Below are 20,374 nucleotides of genomic sequence, written 5' to 3'. Positions count from 1 at the left end.
GTCTCCGCCGCGGACACGGGCCTGCGGGTGATCGGCCTGACGGTGCTCGTCCTCGGCGGGCTCGTCCTGCTGCAGTCGCTGCTGTCCCGGCGGCGGCCCTCCCACGTCTCGTCCATCTGAAGGAGCAACGACATGCACGTGTTCGTCACCGGAGCGACGGGCTGGATCGGCTCGGCCGTCGTCGACGACCTGCTCGACGCCGGGCACGAGGTCACCGGTCTCGCCCGCTCGGACGACTCCGCCGCCGCGCTGGAGAAGAAGGGCGCCGGGGTGCACCGCGGTGACCTCGACGACCTCGACGGGATCCGCGCCGGCGCCGCCGGGGCCGAGGCCGTCGTCCACCTCGCCAACAAGCACGACTGGGCCGACCCCGCCGCGTCCGACAAGGCCGAGCGGGGCGCCGTCCAGGCCATGCTCGACGTCCTGGCCGGCACCGACCGGCCGATCATCGTCGCGAACGGCATCTCCGGGCTGGTCGAGGGCCGGCCCGCGACCGAGGCGGACGCCTCTCCCGCGGTCGGGCCCGCGTCGGACCGCGGAGGCAGCGAGAACCTGACCCTCGGTTACGCCGGGCACGGCGTGCGGTCGATGGTCGTCCGGTTCGCGCCGTCGGTCCACGGGGCAGGGGACTGGGGGTTCGTCAGGTTCCTGGCCGCCGCGGCCGCGGAGCGTGGCGTCTCGGGCTACGTCGGGGACGGGTCGACGACCTGGTCGGCCGTGCACCGCGCCGACGCGGCCCGGCTCGTCCGGCTCGGGCTCGAGGCCGCCCCCGCCGGCTCCCGGCTGCACGCCGTCGCCGAGGAAGCCGTCTCGACCCGCGCCATAGCCGAGGCCATCGGGCGCAGCCTCGGCCTCCCCGTGGAGCCGGTCGCACCCGAGAACGCCGCCGAGCACTTCGGGTTCGTCGGTGGCTTCTTCGGGATGGACATGTCCGCGTCGAGCGCACGTACCCGAGCGCTGCTCCCGTGGAGGCCTACCGGGCCGACGTTGATCGAGGACATCGAGGCCGGCGGCTACGCCGGCGGATGAGGAGGCATTGCCATGTCGGTGGAGCCGTTCGAGGCGAGCGTGACCGCGTTCATGCTCGTGAAGACCACGTCCGAATGGCTCGGCCTCTCGGTCGAGCAGCGCGTGGAGGCGTTCGAGACCGAGATCCTCCCGGCGATCACCGGCAAGGTGACGGGTGTCCGGTCGCGCTTCTTCGACACGGAGTTCTACTCGGCGCGCGTGACCGACGTGTGGGTGTGGGAAGCGAGTGATCACCAGGCGTACCAGCTCCTCGTCGAGGCGCTGCGCGAGACACCTTTCTGGGACCGGTACTTCGATGTCGTCGAGATCCTGGTCGGTGTCGAGAACGGCTACGCCCACAACCACGGCATCGGCACCTACGCGACCGTCGACGTCTAGCTGGAAGAGATCTCCGGCCGGTGCGGTTGGCAATCAGGTGATCACAGCTCCCGGCGCCGGCCGGTTCTCCCTGCTGTCCCACTTGGAGTGCTCGCGCGACGGCTCCCGCCACGACGCCGATGTGGTGCAGGGGACGTCCGCGCTCGGGGCGCCCCTGCTCGCGCGGTACGACCTGGCGCGGGTGGCCGAGACCGTCGGCCCCGCGGAGATCGCGGGGCGGGCCCCGGACCTGTGGCGCTACCACGAGGTGTTGCCGGTGCGGGACCCGGCGCACGTCGTGACGTTGGGGGAGGGGATGACGCCGTTGCTGGACCTCCCGCGGCACGGGGCGCGCCTCGGGGTGCCGACGTTGCGGATGAAGGACGAGGGACTCGTCCCGACGGGGTCGTTCAAGGCGCGCGGGGCGGCGGTCGGGGTGTCGCGGGCCGCGGAGCTGGGCGTGGCGGGAATCGCGATGCCCACCAACGGCAACGCGGGCGCCGCATGGGCGGCCTACGCGGCGCGGGCGGGCATCCGGGCGCTGATCGCCATGCCGGTGGACGCGCCGGTGATCACCCGCCGCGAGTGCGTGGCGACGGGCGCCGAGCTGTCCCTCGTGGACGGCCTCATCGGCGACGCGGGCGCGCTGATCAAGGCGGCCGTCGCCGAACGGGACGGCTACCAGGACACCTCGACGTTGCGCGAGCCCTACCGCATCGAGGGCAAGAAGACGATGGGCTACGAGATCGTCGAGCAGCTGGGCTGGCGGGCGCCCGACGTCATCCTCTACCCCACCGGCGGCGGCGTCGGGATCATCGCGATCCACAAGGCGTTGCTGGAGATGCGCGAGCTGGGGTGGTTGCGCGGCGACCTCCCGCGGCTGGTGGCGGTGCAGGCCTCGGGATGTGCACCGATCGTCGACGCGTTCGTCGCGGGGGCGGACGAGAGCGTCGCGCCACCCGACCCGCACACCGTCGCGTTCGGGATCACGGTGCCCAAGGCGCTGGGCGACTTCCTCGTGCTCGACGCGGTGCGTTCCACCGACGGCACCGCGGTCGCCGTGACCGACGAGGACCTGTTGGCGGCGCAGGCGGCGCTGGCCCGCGACGAGGGCACCTGGGTGTGCCCGGAGGGGGCGGCCTGTTTCGCGGCGGTGAGCCGGCTGCGTGAGTCGGGGTGGCTCACCGGTGCCGAGGACGTCGTGGTGCTCAACACCGGGAGCGGGTTGCTCTACCCCGACACCGTCTCGATCGACGACGTCCCGGTGCTCCCGGCCCCCCGGTGAGACCGATCAGGGCTTGCGCGCCACGCCGCCCGTGGTCTCGGGCAAGGGCCGGACGGTGCCGACGTCGGTGGGCGCCGGTCGCCACTCCGTGACGGACACCAGGCCGGGCTCGACCAGCTCCAGCCCGGAGAAGTACCCGCGGATGTGCTCGACGGGCTGTTGGATGTAGGGCACCCCGCCGGACTTCGCGTAGTTCTCGGCGAGCGCGTTGAGAGCGGCGTTGGTGTCGTTGCCGTCCCACACGGCCAGGTAGCTGCCGGAGGGAACCGCGTCCACCACCCGCGCCACGACCGCGTGCGACTCCTCGAAGCCCCGCGCGTGGCCGAGCACCCCCATGAACATGACCGCGATGGGCTGGTCGAAGTCCAGGATCCGCTGCGCGCGCTCGATGATCAGGTCCGGCTCGTGGTAGTCGGCCTCGACGTAGTCGGTGACGCCCTCGGCGGTCGTGTTCCGCAGCAGCACCCGCGCGTGCGCCAGCACGATCGGGTCGTTGTCGACGTAGACGATCTTCGAGTCCGGCGCGACGGCCTGGGCGATCTCGTGGGTGTTCTGCATCGTGGGCAGGCCGGTGCCTCTTCGTGATCAGCTGTGGCGCAGCGCCCTCGGGTGGGCGCTGCGGCGAATCTCGGACCGATCATGACGCGTTGATCGTTGCGAGATCCCGCTCAGCGCCCTCCCGGGGACGGTCGCAAGCATGTGATCAATGGGAAGCGCTATCCGAACCCAACCCGCTCGGCCGGCCCCGGGGACGGCACGTAGCTCAGGGTGGGGGTCGGTGCTGGGTTCGGGACCACAGGACAGTGGCGCGTGCACCAGCACCTTGCCCGAGCCGTACTCATCGCGACCGATACCGGGAGCCCTGCTCGCCGCCCGGTCCGGCATCCCGAAAAGGAGATTCGGGACGGATCGACGTTATCGCCGGTCTTTCTGCGCCCAGTGATCTCGCGCGGACGGCGAAAGCGGCTTTAGACTCGCGTTCATGACGGAGGTCCGGCCGGGCCTTAGCACTGCGGCTGACCGTCAGGCGCGCTGGGGAGTGCCACTGGCGGTGCTCGTTGCCGGCATGTTCATGTCGATCTTGGACGTGACGATCGTCAACGTCGCCATTCCGACCATCCAGAACGACTTCGGCACCACCGTCGAGGACGTGCAATGGGTGGCCAACGCCTACACCCTCGCGCTCGGCGTCGTGGTGCCGCTCAGCGGCTGGCTGGGTGACCGGTTCGGCTACGGCCGGGTCTACATCCTCTCGGTGCTGGGGTTCGCGCTCGGTTCCGCGCTGTGCGGTCTCTCCTGGGACCTGAACAGCCTGGTGGCGTTCCGGATCGTGCAGGCGATCCCGGGCGGGATCATCCCGGTGATCACGCTGGCGATGGTGTACCGCATCGTGCCGAGGGAGAAGATCGGCACCGCGATGGGCATGTACGGGCTGGGCATCGTGTTCGCGCCGGCCGTCGGTCCGACCCTGGGCGGTTACCTGGTCGAGTACGTCGACTGGCGGCTGATCTTCTTCATCAACGTGCCCATCGGAATCCTCGGTGCGGTTGCGGCCTTCCTGGCGCTGCCCCATTTCGCGCCGACCCGGGCGGGCCGTTTCGACCTCTGGGGCTTCCTCGCGGTGTCCAGTGGCTTGTTCGCCCTGCTGCTCGCGCTGTCCGAAGGCGAGTCCTGGGGGTGGACGAGCTACCGGGTCGTGATCCTCTTCATCTACAGCGCGCTGAGCCTCGCGCTGTTCGTGGTGATCGAGCTGGAGGTCGACGAGCCGCTGCTGGACGTTCGGATATTCCGGCATTGGCAGTTCACGAACTCACTGCTCTTGATCAGCTTGATGTCGGTCGCGTTGTTCTCGGGGTTGTTCTACGTCTCGCTGATGCTGCAGCAGGCCCAGGGCCTCGGTGCGTTCGAGACCGGGTTGGTGATGCTTCCGCAGGCGCTCGCCACCGCGGTCACGATGCCGATCGCCGGGCGGCTCTACGACCGGCTCGGGCCGAGGCTGCCGGCCGTCGTCGGGTTGATCCTGGTGGCGATGGGCACCTACCTGATGACCGACCTCCGGGTGGAGACGCCGAGGGAGCACATCATGTGGCTCCTCGTGCTCCGGGGCTTCGGGATGGGCCTCGCGATGATGCCGATCATGACCGGGGGGCTCGCGGCGGTGCCGCCGCACCTGGTCAGCCGGGCCGGCGCGTTCAACAACGTGGTGCAGCGCACCTCGGCGGCCCTCGGCGTCGCCGTGCTGACCGCGATGCTCACCGGCAACCAGGCGCAGATGATGGGCGACCGGGCCGCGCTCATCCCCTCCGACGCCGCCGCACCGATGCTGGGCCCGCCGGGCACCCCGTCGCTCGTCGGGCTCTACGCCTGGTACCAGCAGACGAGCACGCAGGTCTACGTCGCCGTGCTGGACCAGATCTTCCTGGTCACCGCCGTGATCTCGGTTCTCGGGGTGCTCGGAGCACTGTTCCTGCGCCCCACCGTGCAGACCGCGCCCGCCCCACCCGCCGAGCCACCCGCCGAGCCCGCACCAGCGGAGGCGTCGATCCCGTCTCCCCGCCCGGCACCGGACGGTGAGACGGGTCCGGCGCGGACGGCGCAGCCGGCGGGCATCGGGGCGGACGGCCGGGAACGCGGACGGCCGCCGCGGTAGCGCCCGGGGTTCAGCGTTGCGTAGCCGGTGTCACCTGCTGGTCGTGCACGATCACGTCGAACCACTGGGATGCCGTCCCGCCGTCGGTGTACGAACCGGGGCCCATGGGGCCGCGCGTCGTCACGGGGGCGTCGAGCCAGTCGTGGATCGGTGGCGGTGCGGTCGCCCGCAGGTCCAGGACGAACGCCGGCGTCCCGGCCTGCGCGAAGGGCCGCTCGAACCAGCCCTCCGCGGGCGCGGGCAGGGCGATCGGCTGTGCGCCGTCGCTCACGCTGCCGTGGTCGAACGTGAAGCCGACGGACAGGTAGCGCGGCCCGTAGCGCTCGCGGAGGTGCGATCCGGCGCTGGGGAACCGCAGCGCGCTGCCGTCCGGCCCGATGATGCGCATCTGCGGGGCGTTCGCGGTGTGCGGGGCGGCCGCCCAGTAGGCGGTCCGGTCGCCGGTCAGCTCCTGCCACCACCGCAGGTTCTCGGCGGCGTGCGCGTCGCGGTAGGCGTGGGTCTCGGGCTCCGGTAGGGCGAAGTGCTCGTAGAACGACACGATCTGGCGGGCGGTGTGCACGGCCATGGCGTGGTCGCGGTCTCCCGCCGGGTGGGGGACCGAGCCGACCAGATCGAGTGCCGCCCGGGCGTGGCGCAGGTAGGGCTGCTTGTCCGGCGCGCCCGTGTAGGCCTGGATGTGGGCGAACACATCGCCGGTCGCCGGCCGCACGGCCGCCACGTGCTCGCGCAGCTCGGCCGAGCGCTCCGGGGCGGCCCGGGCGACGTAGGCGTCGACGTCGTCGTAGGCGTCGGTCCCGGTCAGGTAGTACTCGACGCCGACGAACCGCACCTTGTCCGGCCGGCCGGTGTTGAACCCGCGCAGCCAGCGCAACACGTCGGCCACCTGGCGGGACTGCCACTGCGGGCTCATCCGGGCTACGAGCCCTGCCGGGTCGCCGGCCCCGCCGGTGATGTACTCGTCGATCCGGCGCCCGGTGGTCCAGTCCTCCTCCCAGGCGACGGACCGGAAGCCCAGCTGCTCGACGAGCACCCGCAGGCTGCGGTGCTTGAGGATGAGTTCCTCTGCCGCGCCGTGCACCGACTCTCCGAGGCCGACGACCTCGGCATCGCCGACCGCGTCCCGCAGCGGCGTGAGGTCGTCGAGGGATCCGGCCGGATCGGTGGTCGTCAACGGGACGGCGGTGGCCGCGATCCACGTCGGTACGGTCGGTGCGGGGTCGTGCCCGCACCCGCTGACCAGGCTCCCGGTCACCACGACCGCGGCGAGTGCCTGGATGATCGGTCGGGGGCCTCGCAACATCGGATCTCTCCCCATCTGCCGGTGCTCGCGTCGGAGATTCGGATGCTCCGCCCCCGGCGCCGCTCGCGTCGTCGGCCCAGGGGAGACACCTGCGGTACTCCCGCTGCGGTGGCCCCGCGGTGACCTGCGGGAATAGGGTTGCGGCGTGATGAAGCCTGCTGGTGACGAGCTTCAACCGGACGGCGGCGAGGAGGCGTCCGGGTACCCGCCACGGGAGCAGCTGATCGACGTCCGGCGGGTCGACCGGCCGGACGTGATCGTCGTGGCCGTCAGCGGTGCTGTCGACGTTCTGACCGCACCCAGGTTGCGGTCCGCGCTCGCGGTCGCGTTGGAGAGCCTCGACGACCGGCCGGTGGTCGTCGACCTGCGCGACGTGCATTTCCTCGGTTCACCAGGTCTCCGCGCGCTGGCGGAGAGCGCCGAGCAGGCGTCCGCGAAGCCCGGGTTCCAGCCACTGCGCGTGGTGGTCGACCGCAACCGGCCGGTCCTGCGGCCGATCGAGCTCACCGGGTACGACGCGATCCTCGCCCTGTACCACGACGTCGACGAGGCCGTCAGGGGTATCCCGCTCGATTAGCGGGTAGTAGTCAAGTGCTCTCCGCACCCGTATGGAGGACGACGATGCCGCCATCCGAGCAGGACGAGCTGCCTGGTGGCATTCCTCAGCCGCTCACGGGTGGAGCTGCGGGACGACGTGTCGCCGAGAGCATCCACTTCGAGCTGGTTCCCGCGCTGGTGGCGCCGTCGATCGCGCGCGACCGGTTCGGCCGGTGGCTGCACGACCTGCACTGGCCGAGCTCCGAGCGCGAGGACCTCGTGCTCGCGCTCAGCAACAGCATCGAGCACGGCTACGGGATCCACCCCGGCCCGGCCCGGGAGGACCTCGGAGCGGGAACGGTGGAGGTACGGGCTCGGGTGCTGGTCGAGGCGACCGGTACGCGCAGGATCGCGCTCACCGTGCGCGACCACGGGTGCTGGCGTGAGCCGGTGGCGCCGGCCCGTTTCCGGGGCCACGGGCTCAGCATCATCCGCGCGTGCGCGGACGAGCTCAGCATCGACGGCGACGCCGCCGGCACCACGCTCACGCTCGTCACCCGGGCCGCACCGGTTTCGCCCGGGGGGCACTGATCCGGTGGGTCGGCGGTGGCGTCGTCAGTGGGCGGCGCGGTAGATCTCCATCGCCGACCTGATGTGTTCTTCTGCGGCCCGCCGGGCGGCCTCCTCGTCGCCGTCCACGATGGCCCGGCAGATGTCCCGGTGCTGGAGGATCACGGTCCTCGCCCATGTGCCGTCCGAGAGGTTGGAGACCGTCGAGACCGCGATCCGGTCCCACACCCGGTGCAGGGCGTCCTCGAGGAACGGGTTGCCGGGGACGTGTCCGATCGCGCGGTGGAACGCCAGGTTCGCGCGGGCCGAGCGCTTCGGGTCGCCCTCGGCGATCGCCTTCTCGACCTCGTCCGCGGCGTCCTGGATGCGGCGGACCTCCGCCGGTGCGACCAGGCCCTCGGCCTGCCGGTGTGCTGCCTGTGCGGCCGCCAGCCCTTCCAGCGACGCCCGCAGCTGGTAGATCTGCTCGATCTCCGTGCGGTCGAGCGTCGCCACCGCGACGCCGCGTGCCGCCGGCACGACCAGGCCGTCGGCCTGTAGCCGCCCGAGCGCTTCCCGGACGGGGGTGCGGCTGACGCCGAGCTCCTCGGCAAGCGCGGCTTCGGTGAGGCGCTCGGCCGGGGCCAGGTCGCCGTCCGCGAAGCGCCGGCGCAGCGCGGTGTACACCGCTTGGGCGTTGCTCGCGATCCCCGAATGCCTCACGGGCACAGCATACGTTGCATGCAAAGTTCGCCGAGCCTGTTGACGCTCATGCATGCAGCGCATACTTTGCATGCAAAATGGAGGTGGGTAGGTAGGCATGTTCCCCGACCGCGATCTGCCCGAGTCGAAAGACCTGGTCCTGACCGACGCAACCGTGGTGACGATGGACCCGCGGCTGGGTGACCTGCACGCTGCGACGATCACGGTGGAGGCCGGGCTGATCACAGCGGTGGACACCGAGCCGGTGGCCGCCCCGCCCGGATCCCGGGTGATCGACGGGAGCGGTCTCGTGGCGGTGCCCGGGTTCGTCGACACCCACTGGCACCTCTGGAACAGCCTGCTCCGCGGCACCGTCAGCGACGCGCCGGGGCGCGACTACTTCAGCGTCAAGCGCGGCCTCGGCCCGCACCACGGCGTCGACGAGTTCTACTGGGCGGCGCGCTTCGCGCTTGCCGAGGCCGTGACCGCCGGGATCACCACGGTGCACAACTGGGACCACAACGTCCGATCCCCCGCGGACGTCGACGCGAACATCCGCGCCCAGCTCGACGCGGGGATCCGCGGGAGGTTCTCCTACGGTCCCCGCGACTCCACCCCGCCCGACGAGCCGATGGACCTCGACGACCTCCGCCGGCTTGCCGAGCGCTGGCCTGCCGAGCGGCTCGACGGGCTGCTGGACTTCGGCGTCGCCCTGCGCGGTCCGTACCGGACCCCCGCGGAGATCTGCCGGCGCGAGTGGGCGACGGCGCGCGAGCTGGGCCTGCCGATCACCATGCACTGCGACCGGTGCATGCGCGAGGACGGCTGCCGCTCCTGCGGCCTCATCCAGCTCGGCGACGACGGGTTGCTCGGCCCCGACGTGCAGATCGTGCACGCCGTGCACGCCTCGACCGACGACATCGCCGCGCTGGCCGCCACCGGGACCCGCGTGTCCCTGAGCCCGGTCACCGAGCTGCGCACCATGGGGTTCCCGCTCGTCACCGAGCTGTTCGAGGCGGGTGTCCCGGTCTCGCTGTCGACGGACACCCTCGCGATGCCGACGGCACCCGACGTGCTCACCACCCTGCGCGCCGTCGAGGCCGTCGAGGCCGCGCGCGTCGGCTCGACCGCCGTGACCCCGCGGCGCCTGCTGCGGATGGCGACGCTCGACGGAGCGCACGACCTCGGCCTCGGGGATGTCACCGGGTCGATCACCCCCGGCAAGCGGGCCGATCTGGTGCTGCTCGACGCCTCCGCGGTCAACCTGCTCCCGGCCGGCGACGTCGTCGAGGCGCTCGTCCGCCAGGGCCGGGCCACCGACATCGTCACCGTCGTGGCCGACGGCCGCGTCCTCCTCGACGGCCGCCGGCTCACCCAGCCGTCGGCGCGGGCGGCGGTCGCCACCGCCACCGCCCGTCGCGACGCCGTGGTCCAGCGGGCCCGCGCGGCGGGTGACTGGCCCTGACGCGCTCCCACTCATCCCACTTATCCCACTTCGACGACGAGATGGGCGGTACCCAGATGGCCACCAGCGCCGCGCCGGCGGGCAGGCAGACGGGACACGTCGCGACCGGACCCGCGATCGCGATGTTCGCGCTGCTCCTACTGGCCTACTCCGTGAACGCGATGGACCGGATGGTCTTCCCGGTCCTGCTCACGGACGTCCGGGCCGAGTACGGGTTCAGCCTCGACCAGTCCGGGCTGCAGTCCACGATGTTCGCGCTCGGCATGGGGATCACCGGCATCCCGGCCGGGATCGCGCTGGCCCGGTTCGGCCGCAAGACCCCGATCGTCATCGGCACCGGGATCTTCTCCATTGCGACGATCATGACGGTCGCGAGTGCCGGCTTCGCCGACATGCTCGTCTGGCGGGTGCTGTCGGGCGTGGGCGAGGCCCTCCAGCTGGCCGCGATCATCACCGTCGCGGCCGGGGCGTTCCCGCGCCACCGCGGCCTCGCGATCGGTGCCGTGAACATGGCGTTCGCCGCTGGCTCGGTGGTCGGTCCCCTCGTGGGCGCCGCCCTGCTGGTGAACCACGGCACCTGGCGCTCACCCATGATCGCGTTCGGCGTGCTGGGCCTGGTCGTGACCGTCGCCGTCGTCCTCCTCGTGTCCCGCCGGTTCACCGAGGCGGCCGCCGGGCCCGCGCGCGCCCACCACCGCGGCGGTGCCGGATCGGTGCTGAGCTGGAACCCGCTGCTCCTCGCCGTGATCACCGTGCTGTTCGGGCTGGTCGACTTCGCCTACATCGGCCTGTACGCGACGTACCTGCGCGAGCAGCTCGGGTTCACCCCCGGGCAGGCGGGCCTCGCGGTCGGCCTGTCCGGGCTGGCCGCGTTCGCCTCCCCGCTCGGTGGGCTGCTCACCGACCGGCTCGACCCCCGCATCTGCGTCGGGGCGTTCAACCTCCTGACGGCGGCGGCCGCGGCTGCACTGTTCCTCGGCCCGCCGTCGCCGGGATGGCACGCGGTGTTCTCGTTCCTGTTCGGCCTGTTCGCCAGCAGCGGGATGTACGTCGCGCTGGCCGGCCTGCTCGTGAAGTCGGTGCAGATCGACATCGCGGGGCACGCCTCCGGTCTCTTCATCACCTGCGTGTACGTCGCCGCCGGGGTCGCCGGGTTCCTGTTCAGCCGGATCGTGGCCGCCACCGGCTGGGTCGGCGCCGGACTGGTGCAGATCGCGGGCTTCTCCGTGGTCGGCGCGCTGCTCGCCGTGTTCCTCCGCCCGTCCCAGTTCAGCACCGCCACCCGTGGAGAGTCGGAGACCGCATGACCTTCCTGTTCACCCCACCGACCCCGTCCGTGCCGATCGCCGGAACCGGCGAACGGTTCCCGGTGCGGCGGGTCTACTGCGTGGGCCGCAACTACGTCGACCACGTCCGGGAGATGAAGGAGGGCGACGAGCGCGAGGACCCCTTCTTCTTCCAGAAGCCGGCGGACGCCGTCGTCGGCGACGGGGCGCGCATCCCGTACCCGCCCCGCACCCGCGACTTCCAGTTCGAGGGGGAGCTCGTCGTCGCGATCGGGGCCGGGGGAGTCGACGTCCCGGTCGCGCGGGCGTTCGACCTGGTCCTCGGCTACGCCGCGGGCATCGACCTGACCCGGCGCGACCGGCAGCGCGAGTGCCGCGAGCGGAAGGTCTCCTGGGAGGCGGGCAAGGCGTTCGACGCCTCCGCACCCTGCGGACCCATCACCACCCGGGACCGGGCGGGCGACGTCGCCGGGGCGGATCTGCGGCTCACGGTCAACGGCGGGGTCCGGCAACGCACCCGCGTCGCGCTGATGATCTGGAACGTCGCGGAGATCATCGCGCACCTTTCGGGCGACTACCGGCTGATGCCGGGAGACCTGGTCTTCACCGGGACCCCGGCCGGGGTGGGCGCGGTCGGCCCCGGCGACGAGATCCGGGTCGACGTCGGCGGCCTCGAACCCCTGTCCGTCACGATCACCGAGAGCGGGAGCCATGGAACCCACTGAGCGCATCGACTACGAGCCGATCGAGGGCCGCGCGGCACTGCACCTGCCGGGAGGCGCGCGGGTCGCCGTCTGGCTCATCGTCAACGTGGAGGAGTGGTCGGCCACCGAACCGATGCCGCGCACGGTCCTCACGCCACCCGCGGGCGGCGTGCCGTCGCCGGACGTGCCGAACTGGGCGTGGCACGAGTACGGCAACCGGGTCGGGTTCTGGCGCATGCTCCGCGTGGTCGACCGGCACGCGATCCCGGCCGCCATCGCGATCAACGGCTCCGCGATCGCCGCCTACCCGCAGATCACGGAGGCGGCGGTCGCCCGGCGCTGGGAGTTCATCGGGCACGGCTACACCCAGAAGAACATGCAGAAGGTGCCCGAGGAGCGGCTGGACATCCGGCGGACCCGGGACGTGATCGCCGAGGCCACCGGGCGCCCGCCACGGGGATGGCTCGGTCCCGGCCTGACCGAGACCTGGGAGACGCCCGACCTCCTCGTCGAGGAGGGCTACGAGTACGTGTGCGACTGGGTGCTCGACGACCAGCCCACCGAGCTGCGCACCCGCGGAGCCGGGATCGTCAACGTGCCGTACACGCAGGAGTGCAACGACGTCGCGATGATGCTGATCCAGCACCACACCGCCGACGAGTACCGGCGTCGGGCGGCCGACCAGTTCGACCAGATCCTCGCCGACGCGCGGGCGGACGACTCCGCGCGCGTGATGGCGCTGGTCGTGCACCCGTACATCATGGGAGCGCCGCACCGCCTCAAGTACCTCGACCGCGCCCTCGATCACATCCGGGGGCACGACGAGGCCCTGTTCTGTACGGGTGAGCAGATCCTCGACTGGTACCGGGCGGCTCGGTCGTCCGCGGAGCCCGGCGTCCGGGTCGAGGGCTGACCCCGGCGCCGGAGCCGCCGGACGCCGACGCCCACCACCGCCACACCCGGCAGGAACAGCGCGATGAGCGTGGCGGTCGGACCCCACGGCCAGGCCGGCCCGTCGAGCTCGAGGCCGTCGGTCGGCAGCTCCAGCACCTTGGCGGTCCACCGCGCCGTCGCGACGTCCACCGTCCGGGCGAGGTCGCGCACCGTGGCGTCGTAGGCGAAGCCGCCCGCCGCGTGCAGGTGCTCGGGGGCCGGGCCGCCGGTCACCTGGGTCACGGTGCCCGCACCCGGTACGAGCAGCCGGTCCAGCTGCGGCGCGGCGCCCGCCAGGTCGGCGCGGGGCAGGAACGTCAGACCGTGCCGGGAGTGGACCGGGCCGCCGTCGGCCGACACGGCCAGGGTGCGGGCGGCGAGCGACTGGCCGCCGTGCACGTCGAACACCGAGGCGAGCTCGATCTCGCCGACGCCGTCGGTGAGCGCCACCCCGATCGTCGGGGGGTTCCAGCGGTAGCCGGCGTTCAGGATCGCGACGGGGTCCGGAGCGGCGACGCCCGTGAAGACGGGCGGGTCGGCGAGGTAGTGCTGCCACCCGATCGCCGCGGCGGCGCCGGCGGCCACCGAGGGGCCGGCCAGCCGCTCGACCACGTGCAAGGTGCCGTCGATGCCGGACAGGATGCCGGCGGTGGAGACGACGTCACCGTCGTCGACGAAGCGCTGCCCGTGCACCCAGTCGACCTGGGGGTAGCGCGACTCGAACGTGGCGAGCCGAAGCCAGTGCGCGGTTGCGGGCCGGCCGTCGAGCAGCCCGGCGGAGGCGAGCACGCCCGCGCCGTTGCACACCGACAGCAGCATGGCGCCGCGGTCCGCCTGGGTGCGCAGCCAGCCCGTCACCGGCGCCGTGCTGGGCTCGCCCACGTCCGGCAGCGCCGGCACGACCACCAGGTCCGGGGCCGCGGCACCGAGCCGGCCGGTCAGCTCGTCGAAGGTGAGGTCGGGGACGAGGTCGAGGCCGCCGGTCAGCGGCACGGGCCGGTGGTGCGCCGCGACCGTGTAGATGTTGAACCGGCCGGTCGCGGCGAGGATCTCGTACGGGGCGAGGACGTCGGAGACGATCGCCCCCTGCTCGCCCACGACCACCACCGCGGTCGGCCTGGCGGGGTCGTGGGCGGCCGGAGCGGCGGCGGGCACGGGCCGGTCCGGGCCGGGGGCGTAGTGGGCGGCGAAGGTCGCGGGGGCGAAGATCGCCGCGCTCGCCCCCGGCAGCAGCAGCACGGCGATCAGCGCGGCGAGGAGGCCGGCGGTGCGGGACAGGACGGTGCGCATGGGACGAGGGTCGTCGCAGCCGGGGGCGCTGCCAGGTGCCGGAGGTCATGCCGTGGGGTCATGACGTGGCATGACCGGCGGAGGTAGCCTGCGCTGGTGCGGATGACCTGCAGTCCTGCGTGGTGGCGCCCATAACGGGCGGCACCGTTCATCCGCGTACCCACTCACCGCGGCCGCCCAGCTCGGGCGGCCGTTTCGCGTCTTCGGCGCACGGCGGTCCGGCAGGGTGTCCCACGACCGTCAGGAGCCCACCATGCCCCGGCGCCTCACCGGGTTCACCCCCTCCGGGGAGCTTCACCTCGGCAACCACATCGGTGCGATCCGGCCGATCGTCGCCGGCCAGCACGACACGGACACCGTGGTGTTCGTGTCCGACCTGCACGCCCTCACCCTCGACCACGACCCGGACGAGGTCCGGCGCCGCACGCTGGAGTTCGCCACCGTCCTGCTGGCGGCGGGGGCCGACCCGGACGGCTGCATGTTCTTCGTCCAGTCCCACGTTCCCGAAGTGCTCGAGCTGCACTACCTGCTGGAATGCGCCACCGGGTACGGGGAGGCGCACCGGATGATCCAGTTCAAGGAGAAGTCGAGACGGCAGGAACAGGTCCGGATGTCCCTGCTCACCTATCCCGTCCTCATGGCCGCCGACATCCTGCTCTACGACACCGAGGAGGTGCCGGTCGGCGAGGACCAGCGGCAGCACGTCGAGCTGGCGCGGGACGTCGCGACCCGCTTCAACGCCCGCTACGGCCCGACGTTCACCCTGCCGCGGGCCGTCAACCCGCCGGTCGCGGCGCGGATCATGGACCTGGCGGCGCCGGACACGAAGATGAGCAAGTCGACGTCGGCCACGGCGGGGGCGCTCCGCCTGCTCGACGAGCCGGACGTCCTGCGGCGGAAGGTGCTCCGCGCGGTCACGGACGCGGAGCGGGACGTGACCTACGAGCCCGAGCGGCGCCCGGGCGTCTCGAACCTGCTGGCGATCCTCGCCGCCTGCACCGGCGGTGACCCGGCACGGCTCGCGCCCGGGTTCGACGGCAACGGCGAGCTGAAGCAGGCCGTGGCGGACGCGGTCGTGGCGACGATCGCACCGGTGCGGGAGCGCTACCTGGAGCTCGCCCGCGACCCGGCGCACGTCCGCTCGGTGCTGCGCAACGGGGCGGGGCGGGCCCGCAAGCTCGCGGGGGAGAAGGTGCGGGAGGCGAGGGAAGCGATCGGCCTGCTGGCCGGATGAGCCGACCGGGCTCATCCGGCGCCCCGTCAGACCCTGGCGCGGCGGACCAGCTGGACCACGGCGACGATCGTCCACACCATGCAGAGCACCCGCCCGACCGGCAGCAGCGGGGTGGCGTAGAAGATCGCGATCGAGAGCACCGAGAGCGTGGCCAGGGCCCCGGCGACGAGGCCGAACCCGCGGGCGACGCGCCCGATGGCGCCGGCGCGGCCCAGTACCAGTGCGGCGCCGAACACGAACACCCCGAGCGTCACGACGGCGACGACGCCGCCGGAGTAGAAGTTGGCCTGCCGCAGGACGTTCACCGTGTCGGCCGACGCCGACGGGGCCACCAGCACCAGCGTGCTGGACAGCAGCGACGAGAGGACGATCGCGGCCACCGAGAGGTAGCCGGCCACCGGTAGCCGGGCCGCGCCGGCCGCGCGCAGCCGCGGGGTCAGGTAGCGGACGACCACCGCGAGGCAGGCCACGGACACGACCTGCAGGAGGGCGTTGAGCGTCGCGGCGGCCGGGTTGGCCGTGTAGTACGCGGCCACCTCCGACGCCGGGGCCCAGGGCATCGGCAGCGGCCGGTCGGCGAGCGGGTCGGTGGCGAACCCGACCGCGAGGAAGGCGAGCAGGAACCCGGCGGCGGCCGCGATCGGGCCGGCCGCGCGCGGGGTGGTGGACGTCGGGACGGTCATCGTCGCTCCCTGGGACGGTGGCGGTTGGTGACGCCATCGTCGTGCGGGGAGGGCGGGACCCGCGTCCTGCTCAGGGCGACAACCGCACTACCGCCGCTGCGGTACGCGCGCCCCGTTCAGGAGGCCGCGTAGCGCTGTTCCAGGGCGAAGTAGTCGGGAAGCCCGAGGATCTCGCTGCGCTCCTCGAGGCTGACCATCCGGCCCGGGTAGAACTCCGTGACCCTGCCAGTGGCGTGCAACGACGTGAGCAGGTCCTGCATCGCCTTGATGGCGGTCTTCTGCAGCGATCCGGAGAAGGTGACCAGCGTGTAGCCCAGCCGGGCCAGCTCGTCCACCGGCACGAGCGGGGTCTTCCCGCCCTCGACGAGGTTGACCATCAGCGGCACCCCGAGCGGCTGCAGCTCCTTGCCGATCAGCTGGAGCTCGTCCTCGGAGTGCGGCGCCTCCACGAAGATCATCTCAGCGCCGGCGTCGACGTAGAGCCGCGCGCGGCGGACGGCCTCCTCCGGCCCGTAGGTGGCCCGGGCCGGCACCCCCACAGGCCGGGTATGGAGCCCACGATGCCGGCGCGAAGCGCTTCTGCCGTCAGCAGACGGTCGACAGACGGCAATCGGTCCCGCCGGATACCGTGGCGGCCGGTCGATCAACGGGGAGGGTGGATGGCGCCGAGCGTTCCGGAGTCGTTGGCCGGCGTGGGCACGACGGCGATCGGCGTCGCGCTGATCCGGGCCCGGGAGACCGCCCGCGGCGATCGCCTCTACGACGACCCGTACGCGCAGGCCTTCGCCGACGCCGCCGAGCGGGAGTTCCTCGACCCCGCCTCGCCGGGGCACGCCGACACCTGGACGGCCGTCCGGCAGCTGGCGGACGCGTTCTACGAGGCCCGCACCATCGGCGTGCGGATCACCGACGACCTGCTGCGGGAGGCCGTGGTGACCGGGTGCCGTCAGGTCGTCGATCTCGGCGCGGGGCTGGACACGCACGCCTTCCGGCTCGACTGGTCACACCCGGTCCACCTGTTCGAGGTCGACCTCCCGGCGATGTTCGCGTTCAAGGAACCGGTGCTCCGGGAGCTCGGGGCGGTGGCCGGGTGCGGACGCAGCATCGTCCGCGCGGACCTGCGCGCGGACTGGTCGGCGGCCCTCCCCGGTCTGGGGTTCCGGGATACCGTGCCGACGGCGTGGGAGGCCGGGGTGCTCGGCTTCCTGGGCCGGGCGGACGCGCAGCGGCTGGTCACCGTCCTGACGGAGCTGTCGGCGCCCGGCAGCAGGCTGACCTGCCCGCAGATGTCGGCGGCGGCCGTGGCGGACACCGTCCGGTCGGTGCGGGGCGTCGAACGGGTGCGCGACGCCGCGACACCGGGCGAGCGCGGGCTGGGACCCGGCGCGCCGCAGTGGCTCGGCGCGCTGGGCTGGCACACCGAGGTGCGGGATTTCGGTGAGCTCGCCCGGGCCTACGGGCGTCCGCAGCCGGACGGGCTCGACGCCGGGGTGGTCGTCGCGACCCTGGGGTGAGTCGTGAGGACCATGGGCGGGGTGCAGGCCTACGAACTGCGCCCGATCGGCCGGGTCCGGTCCGCGCTGACCGACCGCGCCGCGGCGCCGAAGCAGGGCGACGAGGGCGCGCCGCCCGCCCGCATCGACGTCCGCCCGGAGTTCGCCGAGGCGATGGCCGACCTCACGGTGGGCGCCGGTGTCATCGTGCTGACCTGGCTCCACGAGGGTGATCGCACGGTGCTGTCCGTGCACCCGCGGGACGATCCGGGCAGGCCGCTCACCGGCGTCTTCTCGACGCGATCGCCGGATCGGCCCAACCCGGTGGGGCTGCACGTCGTCACGATCACCGGCATCGACGGCACCACCCTCGACGTGCTCGATCTCGAGGCCGTCGACGGAACGCCGGTGATCGACATCAAGCCGGTGCTCGGACCGGAGCGCTGATCAGGTATGAGGACGCCGAGCCGCCCGCACGAGCGACGTGACCATGGATGCGAAGACGAGGACCCAGGCGGCGAGCGCGGGCCAGAACTCGATCCGGGCCAGGTCGGTCAGGAACGCCAGCCCGGTGACGCTGCCGAACTCGGCGGTGGCCACCGAGTACATCCCCAGGGGGAAGACCAGCGCCCACAGCAGCGGGCTGTACGTCAACCGGTCGCCCCGCAGCAGGTGCCGCCACACCCCGAGCAGCACGAGCAGCGGGATCGTCCACGTGCCGAAGGACCACAGCAGGAGGCTGGTGCCCTCCACGACGGGCGCGGCGAGGCGGACGACCGGGAGCGTGCGGTCGAGCTCGAGGACGCGGCTGCCGGCCAGGACGCTGATCGCGGTGGCGCCCATGATGATCCAGTACGGCGTCGTCATCTGTTGTGGCCGGACCGGCACCGTCAGCAGCCGGACCAGCAGCAGCGTCAGCAGCACGACGTACAGCACGACGCCCACGGCCCAGGTCGTCACCGCGCCCGCGGCCGCCGCCTCGCCCAGGGCCCCGGCGGGCGGCGCCACCATCGACGTGGCGGTCGAGATCCCCTGGGTCGCGACGACCCAGAGCAGCCAGGTGCCGTCGGCGTCGGCGAGCCCGGACTTCGCCGAAGTGAAGACGATCAGGGTCGGGATGACGTAGCCGAGCACGAGCCAGCCGAGCGCGGCGACCGCGAGCAGTACGAGGGCGACCGTCTCGACGCGCTGCTCGTACAGGCGCTCGCCCAGCACCGCCGACCCGGCGACCACCGCGAAGAAGGTGAAGGACTGGCTCGGGGTGGTCAGCTCGTCCCGGACCAGGTCCGGCCGGCGCCACAGGCGCAGCAGCGAGAGGACCACCAGCACGACGTAGGCGACGACCGCGATGAGGAGCGTGGCCACCGAGACAGCTGCCAGGCCCTGCCGGGCGGCGGCCGTGGAGACGATGCCGGTCGCCATGACGAGCGCGAACCATCCGGGGCCGAGGCTGCGCAGCGCGGTCGTGTCGTTCACCTGGCCGAGGATTGCACCGCCGGCGTCGGGATCAGCCCTCGGAGCCGGGGCCGACGGGCCCGATGTAGGTGCCCGGGTGGGTCGCGCCGTCCTGGCGCAGCACCGCGCCGCCCGGCCAGTCGATGCGGGCCGAGCGGGTCTCGTTCGGCGGTGTCACGACGATCGCGGTCGGCGTCCAGCCGGGGCCGTCCTGCGGCGGCAACCAGGTGATCGTGGTGTGCGCGGTCTGCCCGGGCGCCAGGGAGAACTGCTGGGGGGTGTCGTTCGTGCGGGGCAGCGAGTAGGTGCGGCCCATCGGGTCGTCGGGCCCCTCGAGGTCGACGCCACCGAAGCCGTCCATCGCACAGGCGGCGCCGGAGGTGTTGGTCCACACGATGATGGTGTGGCGCTGACCGGCCTCGCCGGTGGTGCGGCCCAGCGTGGCGGTGACCTGGTCGAGCGTGCAGCGCCCGGCCGTTGCCGGCTGGGACGCCGGTGACGTCGCGGGGGCGGCGGCGTGGCTGGTGGCGGCCGCGGAGGTCGGGCTCGCGGGGGAGGGCGGCTGCGTGGGCGGCGCGGCGGCGCCCGACGCCTGGCATCCCGCGAGCGCGGCCACCGCGGCGACCACGACGGCGGCCAACGAGAGTCGGTTGATCGACATGGTTCCAGATTTCGGCTCGCCGGTCCCGTCCGCAATCACCGGGGGGGCACGACGGGAGAGGATCACCCGATCGTGGCGGTGAGGGAGGCCGCGATCTGGCGGCCGAGCTCCTCCGGGGTGGCCGGACCGGTGGGGCGGTACCACTTGTAGCACCAGTTCACGGCGCCGAGGCACATGTTGACGTAGATCTTCGGGGGCATCCCGAGCCGGACCTTCGGGTGCGCCTCGAGGTGGGCGGCGAGCGCGTCGCCGAAGAAGTCCTCGAAGGCGTGCCGGCGCTCGAGCACCTGCTCGGCGAGGTCGGCGGGCAGCTCGTGCTCCTCCTCGAAGCAGACCTTGAGCAGCGCCTGGTTGCGGCAGGTGTACGCCACCCGGGAGGCGATCAGGTCGCGGATCGCGTCGAGCGGTGTCGGCGCGGCGGCAACGGTCTCCCTGGCGGCGTCCAGGCTCTCGTCCAGCACGTCGGAGTAGAGCCGGACGAGGAGCTCCTCCTTGCTGGTGAAGTAGTGGTAGATCGTCGGCTTCGACATCCCGCCGGCCGCCGCGATCTCCTTCATCGACGTGGCGCGGAACCCCCGTTTGCTGAAGATCTCCGCCGCGGTGGAGAGCAGACGCAGCCGGCGCGTGTCCGCCCGGCTCAGCGTCGTTCCGGTCATGCCGCCCTCCCGCTCCCGTCATCGGCCACCCCACCGTAACGCGAGGCCGAGGGTTGACATCCTCCCCGCTCGCCCGTCAAAGTTCGACCGCCCGGTCGGTCG

General features: G+C 72.6%; 22 protein-coding genes. 13 read left to right on the top strand and 9 right to left on the bottom strand.

The window, feature by feature from the left end; translation table 11 throughout:
• Nucleotides 1–132 precede the first annotated feature (132 nt).
• Genes ACU436_RS22440 through ACU436_RS22430 form a run of 3 tightly spaced genes read left to right on the top strand, consistent with a single transcriptional unit; the run spans nt 133 to nt 2,671 of the window.
• The gene (locus ACU436_RS22440) at nt 133–1,029 is read left to right on the top strand and encodes an SDR family oxidoreductase (RefSeq protein ID WP_459028316.1); all 897 of its coding nucleotides are present in this window, start codon (nt 133–135) and stop codon (nt 1,027–1,029) included.
• A gap of 12 nt (nt 1,030–1,041) precedes the next feature.
• A complete protein-coding gene (locus ACU436_RS22435; RefSeq protein ID WP_459028314.1) occupies nt 1,042–1,407 on the top strand; it encodes a darcynin family protein in 366 nt (121 codons plus the stop codon).
• 37 nt (nt 1,408–1,444) lie between these two features.
• On the top strand, nt 1,445–2,671 hold the full coding sequence (locus ACU436_RS22430; protein ID WP_459028312.1) for a threonine synthase: 1,227 nt from the start codon (nt 1,445–1,447) through the stop codon (nt 2,669–2,671).
• A gap of 6 nt (nt 2,672–2,677) precedes the next feature.
• Here the strand turns inward: ACU436_RS22430 and ACU436_RS22425 are convergent, their stop codons facing one another.
• Nucleotides 2,678–3,238, bottom strand: coding sequence for an SAM-dependent methyltransferase (locus ACU436_RS22425; RefSeq protein WP_459029081.1), 561 nt, complete (start codon nt 3,236–3,238; stop codon nt 2,678–2,680).
• 415 nt (nt 3,239–3,653) lie between these two features.
• Here ACU436_RS22425 and ACU436_RS22420 point away from each other — a divergent pair, with 415 nt between their 5' ends.
• Nucleotides 3,654–5,321 carry a DHA2 family efflux MFS transporter permease subunit gene (locus tag ACU436_RS22420; protein ID WP_459028310.1) on the top strand — a complete coding sequence of 556 codons (1,668 nt, stop codon included), beginning with the start codon at nt 3,654–3,656 and terminating at the stop codon, nt 5,319–5,321.
• Nucleotides 5,322–5,331: 10 nt separating this feature from the next.
• On the opposite strand, the gene ACU436_RS22415 is transcribed toward ACU436_RS22420, so the two are convergent.
• A complete protein-coding gene (locus tag ACU436_RS22415) occupies nt 5,332–6,624 on the bottom strand; it encodes an erythromycin esterase family protein (RefSeq protein WP_459028308.1) in 1,293 nt (430 codons plus the stop codon).
• A gap of 148 nt (nt 6,625–6,772) precedes the next feature.
• On the opposite strand from ACU436_RS22415, the gene ACU436_RS22410 reads away from it, so the two are divergent.
• Both ACU436_RS22410 and ACU436_RS22405 read left to right on the top strand, forming a co-directional pair.
• A complete protein-coding gene (locus ACU436_RS22410) occupies nt 6,773–7,201 on the top strand; it encodes an anti-sigma factor antagonist (protein ID WP_459029080.1) in 429 nt (142 codons plus the stop codon).
• A 44-nt stretch (nt 7,202–7,245) separates the two neighbouring features.
• On the top strand, nt 7,246–7,752 hold the full coding sequence (locus tag ACU436_RS22405; protein WP_459028306.1) for an ATP-binding protein: 507 nt from the start codon (nt 7,246–7,248) through the stop codon (nt 7,750–7,752).
• A gap of 24 nt (nt 7,753–7,776) precedes the next feature.
• On the opposite strand, the gene ACU436_RS22400 is transcribed toward ACU436_RS22405, so the two are convergent.
• Nucleotides 7,777–8,433 (bottom strand): GntR family transcriptional regulator, encoded by a 657-nt coding sequence (locus ACU436_RS22400; protein WP_459028304.1) that lies wholly within the window; start codon nt 8,431–8,433, stop codon nt 7,777–7,779.
• A gap of 97 nt (nt 8,434–8,530) precedes the next feature.
• Here ACU436_RS22400 and ACU436_RS22395 point away from each other — a divergent pair, with 97 nt between their 5' ends.
• Genes ACU436_RS22395 through ACU436_RS22380 form a run of 4 tightly spaced genes read left to right on the top strand, consistent with a single transcriptional unit; the run spans nt 8,531 to nt 12,780 of the window.
• Complete coding sequence (locus ACU436_RS22395) at nt 8,531–9,877, top strand: amidohydrolase family protein (protein WP_459028302.1); 1,347 nt, start codon at nt 8,531–8,533, stop codon at nt 9,875–9,877.
• Nucleotides 9,878–9,933: 56 nt separating this feature from the next.
• On the top strand, nt 9,934–11,184 hold the full coding sequence (locus ACU436_RS22390) for an MFS transporter (protein ID WP_459028300.1): 1,251 nt from the start codon (nt 9,934–9,936) through the stop codon (nt 11,182–11,184).
• Complete coding sequence (locus ACU436_RS22385; protein ID WP_459028298.1) at nt 11,181–11,888, top strand: fumarylacetoacetate hydrolase family protein; 708 nt, start codon at nt 11,181–11,183, stop codon at nt 11,886–11,888. Before ACU436_RS22390 ends, ACU436_RS22385 begins: the two co-directional genes overlap by 4 nt.
• Nucleotides 11,875–12,780, top strand: coding sequence for a polysaccharide deacetylase family protein (locus tag ACU436_RS22380; RefSeq protein ID WP_459028296.1), 906 nt, complete (start codon nt 11,875–11,877; stop codon nt 12,778–12,780). The genes ACU436_RS22385 and ACU436_RS22380 overlap by 14 nt, the downstream gene beginning before the upstream one ends.
• On the opposite strand, the gene ACU436_RS22375 is transcribed toward ACU436_RS22380, so the two are convergent.
• A complete protein-coding gene (locus ACU436_RS22375) occupies nt 12,672–14,090 on the bottom strand; it encodes a DJ-1/PfpI family protein (protein WP_459028294.1) in 1,419 nt (472 codons plus the stop codon). The two genes, ACU436_RS22380 and ACU436_RS22375, sit on opposite strands and share 109 nt — an antisense overlap.
• A gap of 253 nt (nt 14,091–14,343) precedes the next feature.
• Here ACU436_RS22375 and trpS point away from each other — a divergent pair, with 253 nt between their 5' ends.
• A complete protein-coding gene (gene trpS, locus ACU436_RS22370; protein ID WP_459028293.1) occupies nt 14,344–15,324 on the top strand; it encodes a tryptophan--tRNA ligase in 981 nt (326 codons plus the stop codon).
• Between the two features lie 26 nt (nt 15,325–15,350).
• Here the strand turns inward: trpS and ACU436_RS22365 are convergent, their stop codons facing one another.
• The gene (locus tag ACU436_RS22365) at nt 15,351–16,007 is read right to left on the bottom strand and encodes a hypothetical protein (protein ID WP_459028291.1); all 657 of its coding nucleotides are present in this window, start codon (nt 16,005–16,007) and stop codon (nt 15,351–15,353) included.
• Nucleotides 16,008–16,123: 116 nt separating this feature from the next.
• Complete coding sequence (locus ACU436_RS22360) at nt 16,124–16,546, bottom strand: isocitrate lyase/phosphoenolpyruvate mutase family protein (protein ID WP_459028289.1); 423 nt, start codon at nt 16,544–16,546, stop codon at nt 16,124–16,126.
• A gap of 120 nt (nt 16,547–16,666) precedes the next feature.
• Here ACU436_RS22360 and ACU436_RS22355 point away from each other — a divergent pair, with 120 nt between their 5' ends.
• Together ACU436_RS22355 and tsaA are read left to right on the top strand one after the other, a co-directional pair.
• Nucleotides 16,667–17,521, top strand: a complete 855-nt coding sequence (locus tag ACU436_RS22355; RefSeq protein WP_459028287.1) for an SAM-dependent methyltransferase — start codon at nt 16,667–16,669, stop codon at nt 17,519–17,521.
• Between the two features lie 21 nt (nt 17,522–17,542).
• The gene (gene tsaA, locus ACU436_RS22350; protein ID WP_459028285.1) at nt 17,543–17,947 is read left to right on the top strand and encodes a tRNA (N6-threonylcarbamoyladenosine(37)-N6)-methyltransferase TrmO; all 405 of its coding nucleotides are present in this window, start codon (nt 17,543–17,545) and stop codon (nt 17,945–17,947) included.
• Here the strand turns inward: tsaA and ACU436_RS22345 are convergent, their stop codons facing one another.
• The 3 genes from ACU436_RS22345 to ACU436_RS22335 form a co-directional block, all read right to left on the bottom strand.
• Nucleotides 17,948–18,976: a tellurite resistance/C4-dicarboxylate transporter family protein gene (locus tag ACU436_RS22345; RefSeq protein ID WP_459028283.1), complete on the bottom strand. Its 1,029-nt coding sequence runs from the start codon at nt 18,974–18,976 to the stop codon at nt 17,948–17,950. It lies immediately after the preceding gene.
• 31 nt (nt 18,977–19,007) lie between these two features.
• Nucleotides 19,008–19,616 (bottom strand): DUF4232 domain-containing protein, encoded by a 609-nt coding sequence (locus ACU436_RS22340; RefSeq protein ID WP_459028281.1) that lies wholly within the window; start codon nt 19,614–19,616, stop codon nt 19,008–19,010.
• Nucleotides 19,617–19,678: 62 nt separating this feature from the next.
• Complete coding sequence (locus ACU436_RS22335) at nt 19,679–20,272, bottom strand: TetR/AcrR family transcriptional regulator (protein ID WP_459028280.1); 594 nt, start codon at nt 20,270–20,272, stop codon at nt 19,679–19,681.
• Nucleotides 20,273–20,374 lie beyond the last annotated feature (102 nt).

The organism is Pseudonocardia wallangbongensis, assembly GCF_054486945.1.
Note: the sequence above shows the minus strand (reverse complement) of the source record. Positions and strands in the feature narration are given on the sequence as shown.

Coding starts and splice junctions, on each gene's coding strand:
- ACU436_RS22440 (WP_459028316.1), top strand. CDS start 133: ATGCACGTGTTCGTCACCGGAGCGACGGGCTGGATCGGCTCGGCCGTC.
- ACU436_RS22435 (WP_459028314.1), top strand. CDS start 1,042: ATGTCGGTGGAGCCGTTCGAGGCGAGCGTGACCGCGTTCATGCTCGTG.
- ACU436_RS22420 (WP_459028310.1), top strand. CDS start 3,654: ATGACGGAGGTCCGGCCGGGCCTTAGCACTGCGGCTGACCGTCAGGCG.
- ACU436_RS22415 (WP_459028308.1), bottom strand. CDS start 6,624: ATGTTGCGAGGCCCCCGACCGATCATCCAGGCACTCGCCGCGGTCGTG.
- ACU436_RS22410 (WP_459029080.1), top strand. CDS start 6,773: ATGAAGCCTGCTGGTGACGAGCTTCAACCGGACGGCGGCGAGGAGGCG.
- ACU436_RS22405 (WP_459028306.1), top strand. CDS start 7,246: ATGCCGCCATCCGAGCAGGACGAGCTGCCTGGTGGCATTCCTCAGCCG.
- ACU436_RS22395 (WP_459028302.1), top strand. CDS start 8,531: ATGTTCCCCGACCGCGATCTGCCCGAGTCGAAAGACCTGGTCCTGACC.
- ACU436_RS22390 (WP_459028300.1), top strand. CDS start 9,934: ATGGCCACCAGCGCCGCGCCGGCGGGCAGGCAGACGGGACACGTCGCG.
- ACU436_RS22385 (WP_459028298.1), top strand. CDS start 11,181: ATGACCTTCCTGTTCACCCCACCGACCCCGTCCGTGCCGATCGCCGGA.
- ACU436_RS22380 (WP_459028296.1), top strand. CDS start 11,875: ATGGAACCCACTGAGCGCATCGACTACGAGCCGATCGAGGGCCGCGCG.
- ACU436_RS22375 (WP_459028294.1), bottom strand. CDS start 14,090: ATGCGCACCGTCCTGTCCCGCACCGCCGGCCTCCTCGCCGCGCTGATC.
- trpS (WP_459028293.1), top strand. CDS start 14,344: ATGCCCCGGCGCCTCACCGGGTTCACCCCCTCCGGGGAGCTTCACCTC.
- ACU436_RS22365 (WP_459028291.1), bottom strand. CDS start 16,007: ATGACCGTCCCGACGTCCACCACCCCGCGCGCGGCCGGCCCGATCGCG.
- ACU436_RS22355 (WP_459028287.1), top strand. CDS start 16,667: ATGGCGCCGAGCGTTCCGGAGTCGTTGGCCGGCGTGGGCACGACGGCG.
- ACU436_RS22340 (WP_459028281.1), bottom strand. CDS start 19,616: ATGTCGATCAACCGACTCTCGTTGGCCGCCGTCGTGGTCGCCGCGGTG.
- ACU436_RS22335 (WP_459028280.1), bottom strand. CDS start 20,272: ATGACCGGAACGACGCTGAGCCGGGCGGACACGCGCCGGCTGCGTCTG.